Source organism: Streptosporangium sp. NPDC023963, from assembly GCF_040639135.1.
Taxonomy (GTDB): Bacteria; Actinomycetota; Actinomycetes; order Streptosporangiales; family Streptosporangiaceae; genus Streptosporangium.
This window is the reverse complement of sequence record NZ_JBEZZK010000002.1, coordinates 985,065-997,329: the sequence shown is the minus strand read 5'-3', so window position 1 is coordinate 997,329 and position 12,265 is coordinate 985,065. Positions and strand designations below refer to the sequence as shown.

Genomic DNA, 12,265 nt, shown 5'->3' with positions numbered 1-12,265 from the left:
TCCTGCTTGACCTCGGCGAGCTCCTCCTTGGTCGCGCACTTCGCCACATCGAGCCGAAGCTCGGCGACCTCCTGCTTGACCTCGGCGAGGTCCTCCTTGGTCGCGCACTTCGCGACCTCCTGCTTGACCTCGGCGAGCTCCTCCTTGGTCGCGCACTTCGCCACATCGAGCCGAAGCTCGGCGACCTCCTGCTTGACCTCGGCGAGGTCCTCCTTCGTGGCGCACTTCGCCACGTCCTCCTTGGTGGCGAGGGTGTCCATCCTCGCCATGATCTGCTCGAACATCGGAGCCACGTACTCCAGGATCTCGGTACGGATCATCTCGGCCAACACTCGTCCTCTTTGGGGCATTGCAGGGGGAACCCGGCGGAGGGCCCGGGATGGTTACGACGGCACGTTACCAACGACGCCCACTCTGAGCATCCGAACGATTACCGGATCGGCATGGATGGGCAAACAGAACCATCACCGGTTGCGACAGGAGTATCACGGGGAGTTGAGACTTCTTACTACCGGTGGTGACCTCATATGTTCGTGCTCGGCGTCTCCTGGCTGATCCTGACCCCGCTGTGCCTGTGGAACCTGTTTCGCGGAGGGACGCTGGTGCGGCTGACGAGCGTGCTGTCGCTGGTCGCGCTGGAGGCGGCCACGATCTGGGCCACCACGGTCGTCCAGATTCCCGCTCGGACCCCGATCGCCGCACCCCCGGCCCCGGCAGCCCAGTCACAGATCCGGACTCCGTACCCGGCGTCCCCGGCGTCCCATGCGCCGACGCCGCCCCCCGAGGCGGCCCAGCAGGGCGCGCGGGACGCACGGGGAGCACAGGCGGGACGGGGAGAGCGGCTCGCACCGGGCGAGCCGGGCGAGCGGGGCATCTCCGGCGCGCGGGACACGTCCTGCCGCGGCCGGATGCCGGCCCCCGAGCGGGTGCGGCTGGCCCGCCGCCAGGGCGCGCCGCGCGGCGTGACGCTCTTCTGGAAGGCCAGGGCGGACGAGTGCGACACCGCGACCGTGGTCCTGCACCACAGGAAGCGCACGATCAAGGTCTGGATGCGCGAGGACGAGGCGGGGAGCCGTTCGTCCGGCGCCACCACGTGGCCCGTGAGCGTCGCCGGCGGCGTGGCCTCCCTGGAGGTGCCGCTCACGGCGCCGGTGCGCGACACGGGGGCGTTCAGGGCGATCGACGGGCGGACCGGCAGGCCGATCGCCCTCATCCGGCCGGGTCGCATACCGGAGGAGCCGTCCACGTTCCGGTGACCCGGCCCGGACCCGGCCCGGTGGGACCGCCGGGCCGGGTGGCGATCCGCCCGGCCCGGTGACCGGGCCGGTTTGAGCTCAGCGGGAGCGCTGGGTGGCCCAGTGGCGGATCTTGCCGATCCGCTCCTGGATCTGCTCGGCGGAGGCCTGCGCGATGGCGGGCCCGCCGCAGGCCCTGCGGAGCTCGGCGTGGATGACACCGTGGGGCTGGCCGGTGCGGTGGTTCCAGGCGCCGACGAGGCCGTTGAGCTCCTTGCGGAGATTGGCGATCAGCTCGTGCGGGGCGAGCTGCGGCTCCTTGGGCTCGGGCTTGTTGCGCCTGGCCTTCAGCTGGTCGGACTGGCGCTTGCTCAGCAGGGTGCGGACCTGGTCGGGCTCCAGCAGGCCCGGCAGGCCGAGGAAGTCCTCCTCCTCGGGGGAACCCGTCTCCGCCGCGCTGCCGAACTCGCCGCCGTCGAAGAGGACCCGGTCGAAGGTGGCGACCGCCTCCAGGGTCTCGAACGGCAGCTCGTCGCCCACGACGTCGGGATTGTCCTTCTTGCGCTGGGCGTCCTCCAGGAGGAAGTCGTCCAGCCCCTCCTCGGCGGGCTTACGGTCGAGCACGTGGTCGCGCTCGGCCTCCATCTCCCCCGCCAGGCCCATCAGGGTCGGCACGGAGGGCACGAAGACGGACGCGGTCTCGCCCCGCTTGCGGGCACGGACGAAGCGGCCGACGGCCTGGGCGAAGAACAGCGGGGTCGAGATGCTCGTCGCGTAGACGCCGACGGCCAGGCGCGGGATGTCGACCCCTTCGGAGACCATCCGGACCGCGACCAGCCAGCGTTGCTCGGAGGCGGAGAACTCCTTGATCTTCTTGGACGCCGTGGGGTCGTCGGAGAGCACGACCGTGGCGCCCTCCCCGGTGATGGTCCGGATGTGGCGGGCGTAGGCGCGGGCGGTCTCGTGGTCGGTCGCGATGACCAGGGCCCCGGCGTCGGGCACGCCCCTGCGCACCTCGGTCAGGCGCCGGTCGGCCGCCCGGAGGACCTGGCGGATCCACTCGCCCTTCGGGTCGAGCGCGGCCCTCCAGGCCTGGCCGAGCTGGTCCTTGGTGAGCGGGGTGCCGAGGGTCGCGGCGATCTCGTCGCCGGCGCGGGTCCGCCAGCGCATCTCACCGGCGTACGCGAGGAAGATGACCGGCCGGACGACGCCGTCGGCGAGTGCCGGGCCGTACCCGTAGGAGTAGTCGGAGACGCTGCGCCGGACCCCGTCGCCGTCCTCGGCGTAGGTGACGAAGGGGATCGGGTTGACGTCGGACCTGAAGGGGGTTCCGGTCAGGGCGAGGCGTCTGGCGGCCGGCTCGAACGCCTCCCGCACGCCGTCGCCCCAGGACTTCGCGTCGCCCGCGTGGTGGATCTCGTCGAAGATCACGAGCGTCTTGCGCGCCTCGGTGCGGGCGCGGTGCAGCGCCGGGTGCATGGACACCTGGGCGTAGGTGATGGCCACCCCGATGTAGTCGCGGGAGGTGGCGCCCTGGCTGTTCTTGAACTCGGGGTCGATCGCGATGCCGACCTTGCTCGCGGCGTCCGCCCACTGCTGCTTGAGGTGCTCCGTCGGTGTGACGATCGTCACAGCCCGGATGATCCCTCGTGACAGGAGGTCGCTGGCGATGCGGAGCGCGAAGGTCGTCTTGCCCGCACCCGGCGTGGCGACCGCGAGGAAGTCGCGCGGCTCACGGCTGGAGTACAGGTCAAAGGCCTCCTGCTGCCACGCGCGAAGCTTCGGCGCGGTGCCCCAGGCGGCACGGTCCGGATATGAGGGCGAGAGGTGGGATGCGGCGAAAGTGCTCACAGTGTCACCAGGGTAATCGGCGCCGCCGACAAGACGTGCCGATCCGCCGACATCCTCGCCAAGGTCGTCTCCCCGTGCTAGTGGTTCGCGAAGCCGGAAACCGCGGGCTCGCGGTGCCGGAACCGCTTAACGGCCCTCTCAGCGCAGACCCGCGATCACCGTGTCGATCTCGGCCCTCGACACGGGGTCGTCCGGCTGGGTCATCGCGACCACGACCACCGGGCGCGCCCCGGCCCCCGTGAGGAAGACCACGCGCAGGTACGCGGGCCGGTTCACCACGTCCAGGTACTCCGCGCGCAGGGAGCGGGTGTGCCCGGTACGCGCCCCCACGGCGATCTCCGTGTCGTCCACGACCTTCACCTCGTCGCCGTGGAGCAGGAGCCGCGCGTACAGGTCGCTGAGCTCGGCGGTGGTGGCGCGCACGTCGGTCACCGGCTCCGCGGGCATGACCATCACGGTCGTGTTGACGCCGTCGCCCGCGGCCGAGGTGAAGTCCGTGACCGGTGGCACCGTACCGGCGAGCCAGCGGTCGGGCAGCGGGTAGCTGACCCCTGCGACCGGGTCGGTCACCCGCCCCGGCGGCGGGGAGGGCAGCGCCCGCAGCGCCAGTACGGCCACCCCTGCGATGACGCCGCCCCCCACGGCCAGGGCGAGCAGTACGAGCAGCACGCGTCGCAGGCGCCCCGGACGGCGCTCGGGGGGCGCGATGGGCGTGCCGTACCAGCGGGCCGAGGGCGGGAGGTCGTCGCCGGGCTCGGGGATGCGGGGAGGCCACGTCAGGCCGGCGCGGGCATCGGACGGCTCGGGCGGCTCGTCCTCCGGCGGCGGCCAGGGGCGGTACTCGTCGTCCTCGGGCGCCGGCCAGGGACGGCGCCCGTCGTCGAGGTCCGGATCCGAGCGCGGCCACACCTCGTCCTCGGCCGCCCGCGCGGCCCTGCGGGCCCGCCGGGACCGGCGCCCGCCGCCACGGCCGGACTCGTCGGGCGGGTCCGACCGGCGAGGTCGTTCGTGCACGGGACCTCCTCCCGGCGGCGACGGTCCTACCGTCCTACCACGCATCCCGCGGCGTGACCCGGCTATGGGTGATCGCTGTTACGGGAGTGACCAATGAGTCATGGGATGTCCCTCATGCGCCGGGCCACGACCATCCCGAAGAGCCCGATGGAGGCCATCAGCACGACGATCGTGGTGTAACCGGTGGCGATGTCGTCGTGGCCGATCAGGTTGACCAGGCCCCCGCCGACGCCGATGGTGATCGCGCTGCCCAGGGTGTCGACGACCTGGAGCGCGGCGGAGTTGGCGCCCTGCTCGTCGTCGGGCGACTGGTGCATCGCGGTGACGTTGACGCTGGTCATGCCGAGGCCCATGCCGAACCCGGCGACGACCCAGGCGGGCACGATGACCCAGCCGCCGACCCCGGGCACGAGGGCGAGCAGGGTCGTCAGGATGCCCACGGTGATCGCCGCGGCGCCGATCCGCACCAGCAGCGGCCTGTCGTACGAGCGGCGGGTCTGCAGGTAGGAGCCGGTGCTCCAGCCCAGGGCGCCGAAGGTGAGGGCGACCCCGGCCGCGGCGACGGAGAAGCCGTGCACCTCGGTGAGGAACAGCGGGATGAAGGCGTTGACCCCGAAGAACGCCGAGGCGAACACCCCGCGCATCATGATCGTGGTGGGCAGGCCGCGGCCGAACCTGAGGGCCCGGGCAGGCAGCAGCCTCGGCAGGCCCGCGGCGAGGGCGGCCAGCCCCGCGACGGTGGCGATCCCGCCCGGTACGGGGGTGTCGTGGAGGTGGCTCACCCCGTACAGCAGGATTCCCGCGCCGCACGCCGTGGCGGTGGCGGCCAGGGTCATCGCCAGCGGCCTGGAGCGGGGGCCCGTGGAGGGCGTGGGCGCCGGGGTGTGCCCGCCGACGCGCAGCGCGGGCAGGAGCATCACGAGGGCGGGGACGACCAGCGGCACGATGCCGTAGAAGACCCACCTCCATCCGGCGGTCTCGGCGATGAGACCGGTGAGACCGGGCCCGACGACGGCGGGGAGCACCCAGGCCGCCGACAGCGCGGCGAACACCCGGGGCCTGGTCGCCGGGACGTAGACCCGCGCGATCATCACGTAGATCGCCACGATGACGGCGCCGCCGCCGAGGCCCTGCACGACGCGCGCGACGATGAACAGTTCCTTGGACCCGGCGGCCCCGGCCATGGCCATACCGGCCGTGAACAGCCCCACCCCGAGCAGGAACGGCCAGGCGTGCCCCCGCCGGTCGGACCACAGCCCGGCGACGACGTTGGCGAGCAGGCAGGCGATGAGGAAGGCGGACAGGCTCGCCCCGTACAGGTCGAGGGCGTCGAGGTCCTCGGAGACGGCGGGCATGACCGTGCTCACGGACATGCCCTCGAAGGCGATCAGCGTGACGACGAGCAGGATGCCCAGGGAGGCGGTCCGGTACTCGGGACCGAAGATCCGGGGAGTTTCGTATGGAGCGTCGGCTGTCTTCGGTGCTGTCACCCGTCAAGGGTAGTGTCCGCTCCCCGGCCTCGGTAGACGGCCCACATCTCCTGCATCCTGGCGGCCTGACCAGGGGTGAACCCGGACATGCAGCGGTCGTCGGAGTAGTCCATGAAGTTGTGGACCGGGTCCGGCCCGCCGCCCTTGCACGTGTCCTTGATCAGCGGGCAGCCCTCGGTGGGCTGCCCCTCGGGCTCGGTGTCGGCCACGCCGTCGCCCAGCGGATCGCAGCCCTTCTCGAAGGTGTGCAGCAGCCCGAGCCAGTGCCCGATCTCGTGGACACCGGTGTACCCCCGGTCGAAGCTGCGCATCGCCCCGCCGGGCAGGCTCCGCCAGTCGACGACCACGCCGTCGAGGCCGGGCTCCTTGACGTACCCATGGGGGTAGGTGGAGTAGCCGAGCACCAGCTCGCCGAGCTGGGCGAGATAGAGGTTGAGGGTCTCCGGACCGCCCCGGCGCGCCCGTTTGATCGCCCGCTCGTGGGTGACGGGCTCGCGGAACCAGGCCGCGTTGGCGGTACGGGTGACGCCGTCCAGCCTGAACCGGATGCCGGTGTCCGCGCCGCCGAACCCCCCGGAGTAGGCGGCGTTGAGCGTGGCGATCTGGGCGCGTACGGCGACGTCGGGCGCGCCGAGGCGGCCGTCGGTGATGACGTGAACCCAGGTGGGCACGGTGATGGCGAGCAGGCGCGGGCTCGATCCGTGCCGCCCGCCGGCGCGCGCGGTAGACGGCACCGACGACACAGGCGGCGCCGGCGCATGCTCCGCCGCCACGGGACGGGCGAGCCGGGAGGCGTGGGCGCACCCCGGTGGCCCGGACGCGGCCGTACCGCCGGGAACGGCCGGAACGGGAGGAGCGGCGCCCACCGTGAACAGGCATGCGGACACAACGGCGATCGCACGCCGAAACATGGACTCCCCCGACAGATCCCAGACGCTGGTCGTTCGCCGCCCCCCGGCGGCATCCCGACCGTAGCCTCATCTGTGGCGATCACCCATGAGCAACACTCACTCGTTGTTGCCGTCTTCACCCTTCGGCAGACCCGAGTAGATCTCCTTGCACTCCGGGCAGACCGGGAACTTCTGGGGGTCGCGGTTCGGCACCCAGACCTTCCCGCAGAGCGCGCGGACCGGGGTCCCGCTCAGCGCGCTCTCCATGATCTTGTTCTTCTCGACGTAGTGGGCGAAGCGCTCGTGGTCGCCGTCGCCGTGCGACAGGTCCGGCCGGACGTCGCTCTCAGGGAGAATCTTCGTACTCACCCTGGCGATTTTATGCCCGTACCACCGCGCTCGGGGCACCGGCGGCCGGCGGGTCGCGGAACGCCTCCCCCGGCGCGGGCACGACGCCCCCGACCGGCGGCGCGGGCACGACGCCCCGACCGGCCCGGTGACCGGGTGGCGGGATCCGGCGCCGTCCCGGCCTGGCCCGGCCCGGCCCGGCCCGGGACGGTCGTCCGGCTAGTTCATCGACGGGTCGTCGGGACAGGTGGCCACGTAGGCGAGTTCGCCCCGCTGCCGGCGGAGCACCGCCCGCCACAGCGACTCGGGCTCGTGGTGGAAGGTGTCACCGGGCTCGGCGTCCACGACGTACCAGGCGCCCTCGCCGATCTCGCTCTCCAGCTGCCCCGCCGACCATCCCGCGTACCCCGCGAAGATGCGCATCTGGGCGATCTCCCCGGCGAGGATCTCCGGCGGCGCGTCGAGGTCGACGGTGCCGAGCCTGGAGACGGCCGCGGTGCCCGCGTGCAGCCTCCGCCAGCCGAGCGGCTCCTGGCCGCTCGGGACGGCGGCCAGCGCCAGCGCGCTGTCGGTCTGGACGGGGCCGCCCTGGAACAGCACGGACGGCCCGGTGACCATGGTGTCCCAGGTGGGGAGCACCTGGGTCACCGAGATGTCACTCGGTCTGTTGAGCACCACACCCAGGGTGCCGCCGTCGAGGTCGTGTTCCAGCACCAGGACCACGCTGCGCCGGAAGTTGGGATCTTCCAGTTGCGGCGTCGCCACCAGAAGCCCACCGACGTAGATCGCCTCCGCCATACCTCCATCATGAGGGGTGAACCCCCTTTCGCGCTGCTCCACCCGCTCTTCCGATGGTTCGGGCCTCACTCGGTGTCATGTGACGCACTCGGTGTCATGTGACGCGCGGGTGGACGCGCCCCTCGGAGCGGGACGGGGCCGCGGGTACCGTCACGCCTCCGTCATGCCCGTACGAGCCCGGCCACCGGCCGACTCGCGCACGGCCGCCGCGACGGCGCCGGACACGTCCGGGTGGAACACGCTGGGGATGATGTAGTTGGGGCCGAGCTCCTCGGCGGTCACCACAGCGGCCAGCGCCTTGGCCGCGGCCAGCAGCATCTCCTGGCTGACCACGGTGGCCTGGGCGTCGAGCAGGCCGCGGAAGACGCCGGGGAAGGCCAGCACGTTGTTGATCTGGTTCGGGTAGTCGGAGCGGCCGGTGGCGACCACGGCGGCGTACTCGCGGGCGTCGTCGGGCGAGATCTCGGGCTCGGGGTTGGCGAGCGCGAAGACCACGGCGTCCTTGGCCATCGTGGCGATGTCGTCGCCGTTGAGGATGCCGGGCGCGGACACGCCGATGAACACGTCGGCGCCCTTGACCGCGCCGCGCAGGTCGCCGGAGTAGCCCTCGGCGTTGGTGTGGTCGGCGATCCACTGGAGCGAGTCGTCCAGGTCCCGGCGGCCGCGGTGCACGGCGCCCAGGTAGTCGCAGACGACCAGGTTGCGGGCGCCCGCCGCGAGCAGCAGGCGCAGCACCGCCGTGCCTGCCGCGCCCGCGCCCGCAAGGGCGATGCGGACCTCGCCCAGGTCCTTGCCGACCACGCGCAGCGCGTTGGTGAGCGCGGCCAGCACGCAGATCGCGGTGCCGTGCTGGTCGTCGTGGAAGACCGGGATGTCCAGCAGATCGCGCAGCCGCCGCTCCACCTCGAAGCAGCGGGGCGCCGAGATGTCCTCCAGGTTGATGCCGCCGAAGCCGGGGGCGATGATCTGCACCGTACGCACGATCTCGTCGACGTCCTGAGTGTCCAGGCAGATCGGCCAGGCGTCGATGTCGGCGAACCGCTTGAACAGCGCGGCCTTGCCCTCCATGACGGGGAGCGCGGCGGCCGGGCCGATGTTGCCCAGGCCGAGCACCGCCGAGCCGTCGGTGACGACGGCGACGGTGTTGCGCTTGATGGTCAGGCGGCGGGCGTCCTCGGGGTTGCGGGCGATGGCCATGGAGACCCGGGCGACGCCGGGCGTGTAGGCCATCGAGAGCTCGTCGCGGTTGCGCAGCGGCACCTTCGACCGCATCTCGATCTTGCCGCCGAGATGCATGAGGAAGGTCCGGTCCGAGACCTTGTGGATGACGACGCCCTCGACGCCCTCCAGCTTGTCGACGATCGCCTGCGCGTGATCGGTGTCACGCGCGGCGCAGGTGACGTCGATGCGCAGCGTTTCATGGCCGGCCGTGGTCACGTCGAGCGCGGTGACCACACCTCCGGCCGACTCTACGGCGTGGGTGAGCTGGCTGACGGCATTGCCGCCGGCGGGCACCTCCAGGCGCACGGTGATGGAGTACGACACACTCGGCACGGTGGCCACAGCCAATCCGCTCCTTTGCGACTGACTTTGGTTGGGATGGTTTCCATCGTGCCATCCCGTGACGAGTGTGCGCGCCCGGGTCGGCGGACCTGCACATATAGATGCGGTCACGACGTACCCCATGTCACCGGGCTGTCACCCGGCCCTCGATCCGGACCGTGAGCCGGGTGCCCGGACCGCCGATCGCCCGGAACGTCGCTCGGGACGTCGCTCGGGACAGGGCTCAGAACAGGGCGCTGGCCAGGTTTCTCCGGGCCCTGCCGATGGACGGGTCGTCACCGGGGAGTGTGTCGAACAGGCCGAGCAGGTGCACCCTGGCCGTGTCGCGGTCGGCGCCCGAGGTGCGGCGCACCACGTCGACCAGCCGGTCGAAGGCCTTGTCCACCTCGCCGGAGAGCATCTCGAAGTCGGCGGCCAGGAGCTGGGCCTCGACGTCGGCGGGGTCGGCCAGGCGGCCCTGCAGATCGGCCGGGTCGACGTCCTGGGTGCGGCGGATCAGGCCGAGGCCGGCCAGGCCCAGCTTGGCGTCCTGGTCGTTGGGCGAGCGGGCCAGCAGCCGCTCGTACGCGGCCACCGCGCTGTCGAGGTCACCGGCGTCGATGGCCTGCTCGGCGGCGAGCACGTCCGGGTCGACCGGGGGCTCCTGCGGCTGCTGCTCCTCCTCCCCGTTCGCGGCCTCCTCGCCGGGGGGCGGGAGGTACTGGGCGAGCGCCTCCATCAGCTGCGACAGCCAGTCGCGCAGCTGCGGCTCGGTGGCGATGCCCGGGACGACCGCCACCGGCTGCCCCTGGAAGATCGCGTACAGGGCGGGCACGTTCTGCACCCGGAGCGCCTGCGCGATCTGCGGGCTGAGCTCGACGTCGACCCTGGCCAGGACCCACCGGCCGGTGTTCTCCGCGGCCAGCTTCTCCAGAAGCAGGCTGTACTGCTTGGCCTGCTCGGCACGGGTGACGGTGAGCTCCAGCAGCACGAGGCCGTTCATGGAGCGTTCGACGACCTCGGTCGCGAAGTTGGCGTCGTCGATGTCGATGACCGGCGCCGGAACACCGCCGGTTTCCTGCGCGGTGGTCTCCCGCCGCGCCTGTGCCTCGAGTGCCTGCTTGCGGGCGCCGAGATCGACGGCGCCGTAGAGCGATCCGGGTCGAGTGAAGTCCGCTGGGCTCATGACTCCAATCCTGCCGTATCCCGGTCGATGCCCCGACGCGCCACCGCTAGAAGCGGGCCGGTTCGGTGTAGACGCCCCATTCGTCGCGCAGCGCGTCGCAGATCTCGCCCAGCGTCGCCTCGGCCCTGGCCGCGTCGAGCATGGCGGGGATCATGTTGCCCTCACCCCTGGCGACCTGCACCATCGTGGCCAGGGCGGCGTCCACGGCCGCCTGGTCGCGGGTGGCGCGGCGCTCGGCCAGGACGCGGTTCTGCTCGCGCTCGACCTCGTGGCTGACCCGGAGGATCTCCAGCGGCTCGTCGATGGAGGCCGTGTGGCAGTTCACCCCGACGATCCTCTTCTCGCCCTTCTCCAGCTTGCGCTGGTAGTCGAAGGCCGCCTCGGCGATCTCGGACATGAACCAGCCGTCCTCGATGCCGCGCAGGATGCCCGAGGTCATCGTGCCGTCCGAGCCCATCTCCCTGATCCTCGTGAAGATCGCCTCGGCCTCGGCCTCCAGCCGGTCGGTCAGCGCCTCCACGTACCAGGACCCGCCGAGCGGGTCGGCGACGTTGACGATCTCGGTCTCCTCCATGAGCACCTGCTGGGTGCGCAGCGCGATCTCCGCGGCCTTCTCGGAGGGCAGGGCGAGGACCTCGTCGAGCGCGTTGGTGTGCAGCGAGTTGGTGCCGCCCAGCACAGCCGCGAGCGCCTCGACCGCGGTGCGCACCACGTTGTTGTACGGCTGCTGCGCGGTCAGCGACACCCCGGCCGTCTGGGTGTGGAAGCGCAGCCACTGGGCCTTGTCGGTCTTCGCGCCGTAGACGTCGCGCAGCCACCGCGCCCAGATCCGCCGGGCGGCCCGAAACTTCGCGATCTCCTCGAAGAAGTCGATGTGCGCGTCGAAGAAGAAGGACAGGCCCGGGGCGAAGACGTCGACGTCCAGGCCGCGCGACAGGCCCAGTTCCACGTAGCCGAACCCGTCGGCCAGGGTGAAGGCCAGCTCCTGGGCGGCCGTGGACCCGGCCTCGCGGATGTGGTAGCCGGACACGCTGAGCGGCTTGTACGCGGGGATCTCGGTGGCGCAGAACTCCATCAGGTCGCCGATCAGCCGCAGGTGCGGCTCGGGGGCGAACAGCCACTCCTTCTGCGCGATGTACTCCTTGAAGATGTCGGTCTGCAGGGTCCCGTTCAGCTTCCCGACGGGCACCCCCTGCCGCTCTGCGGCGACGACGTACATGCAGAAGATCGGGACGGCCGGGCCGCTGATCGTCATCGAGGTGGTGGTGTCGCCGAGCGGGATGCCGTCGAAGAGCAGGTCCATGTCCAGCGCGGAGTCGATCGCCACGCCGCAGTGGCCGACCTCGCCGAGCGAGCGCGGGTCGTCGGAGTCGCGGCCCATCAGCGTCGGCATGTCGAAGGCCACGCTCAGCCCGCCGCCGCCCGCGCCGAGGATCATCTTGTAGCGCTCGTTGGTCTGCCTGGCGTTGCCGAACCCGGCGAACTGCCTGATGGTCCACGCCTTGCCCCGGTAGCCCGTGGGGTGCAGGCCACGCGTGAACGGGTACTCACCGGGCCAGCCGATGCGCTCCATGCGCGCGTCGCCGCCCTCGGGCCCGTAGACCGGCTCCACGTCGATCCCGGAGAGGGTGCGGAACTCCGCCTCGCGCTTGCGCGCCCCGTCGAACCGCGCCTGCCAGCGTGCCCGTCCCGCCTCGACCCGCTCAGCGTCCATGGCCAACTCCTTTGTACGGCATGTGGCTTCTTATCCGGCTTGTGGCCTCATGCAGATACTAGGACGTCCTACTAATTCTTGGCCAGGCGTGCGGCCCCGCGCTGCGGGGGGACCGCCGCCGAACACGCGAGGCACCGCTGCCGGAGACGTGCGGCGTCGCCTTCAGCCCGTGAGGCCGCGCCGGGGACTGGACCGAG

Annotated in this window: 11 protein-coding genes; 1 reads left to right on the top strand and 10 read right to left on the bottom strand. The window is 71.7% G+C overall.

The window, feature by feature from the left end; translation table 11 throughout:
- Positions 1-332: hypothetical protein (locus tag AB0F88_RS10340; RefSeq protein ID WP_362680046.1), on the bottom strand; the 332-nt coding region annotated here is incomplete at its 3' end.
- Positions 333-527: 195 nt separating this feature from the next.
- Here AB0F88_RS10340 and AB0F88_RS10335 point away from each other — a divergent pair.
- A complete protein-coding gene (locus AB0F88_RS10335; protein ID WP_362680043.1) occupies positions 528-1,256 on the top strand; it encodes a hypothetical protein in 729 nt (242 codons plus the stop codon).
- A gap of 78 nt (positions 1,257-1,334) precedes the next feature.
- Here AB0F88_RS10335 and AB0F88_RS10330 read toward each other — a convergent pair whose 3' ends face one another.
- From AB0F88_RS10330 to AB0F88_RS10290, 9 genes are all read right to left on the bottom strand, one after another.
- Positions 1,335-3,086 (bottom strand): DEAD/DEAH box helicase, encoded by a 1,752-nt coding sequence (locus tag AB0F88_RS10330; protein WP_362680037.1) that lies wholly within the window; start codon positions 3,084-3,086, stop codon positions 1,335-1,337.
- A 138-nt stretch (positions 3,087-3,224) separates the two neighbouring features.
- On the bottom strand, positions 3,225-4,100 hold the full coding sequence (locus AB0F88_RS10325; RefSeq protein ID WP_362680035.1) for a hypothetical protein: 876 nt from the start codon (positions 4,098-4,100) through the stop codon (positions 3,225-3,227).
- A gap of 98 nt (positions 4,101-4,198) precedes the next feature.
- Positions 4,199-5,590, bottom strand: coding sequence for an MFS transporter (locus AB0F88_RS10320; RefSeq protein ID WP_362680032.1), 1,392 nt, complete (start codon positions 5,588-5,590; stop codon positions 4,199-4,201).
- Positions 5,587-6,324: a zinc metalloprotease gene (locus AB0F88_RS10315; protein WP_362680029.1), complete on the bottom strand. Its 738-nt coding sequence runs from the start codon at positions 6,322-6,324 to the stop codon at positions 5,587-5,589. The genes AB0F88_RS10320 and AB0F88_RS10315 overlap by 4 nt, the downstream gene beginning before the upstream one ends.
- Positions 6,325-6,597: 273 nt before the next feature.
- A complete protein-coding gene (locus tag AB0F88_RS10310) occupies positions 6,598-6,849 on the bottom strand; it encodes a DUF3039 domain-containing protein (protein WP_350949856.1) in 252 nt (83 codons plus the stop codon).
- A 198-nt stretch (positions 6,850-7,047) separates the two neighbouring features.
- Positions 7,048-7,626 carry a YqgE/AlgH family protein gene (locus AB0F88_RS10305; RefSeq protein WP_350973560.1) on the bottom strand — a complete coding sequence of 193 codons (579 nt, stop codon included), beginning with the start codon at positions 7,624-7,626 and terminating at the stop codon, positions 7,048-7,050.
- 150 nt (positions 7,627-7,776) lie between these two features.
- The gene (locus AB0F88_RS10300) at positions 7,777-9,189 is read right to left on the bottom strand and encodes an NAD-dependent malic enzyme (protein WP_362680025.1); all 1,413 of its coding nucleotides are present in this window, start codon (positions 9,187-9,189) and stop codon (positions 7,777-7,779) included.
- 223 nt (positions 9,190-9,412) lie between these two features.
- A complete protein-coding gene (locus AB0F88_RS10295; protein WP_362680022.1) occupies positions 9,413-10,354 on the bottom strand; it encodes a tetratricopeptide repeat protein in 942 nt (313 codons plus the stop codon).
- 46 nt (positions 10,355-10,400) lie between these two features.
- Complete coding sequence (locus tag AB0F88_RS10290) at positions 10,401-12,068, bottom strand: methylmalonyl-CoA mutase family protein (RefSeq protein WP_362680019.1); 1,668 nt, start codon at positions 12,066-12,068, stop codon at positions 10,401-10,403.
- Positions 12,069-12,265: the final 197 nt, after the last annotated feature.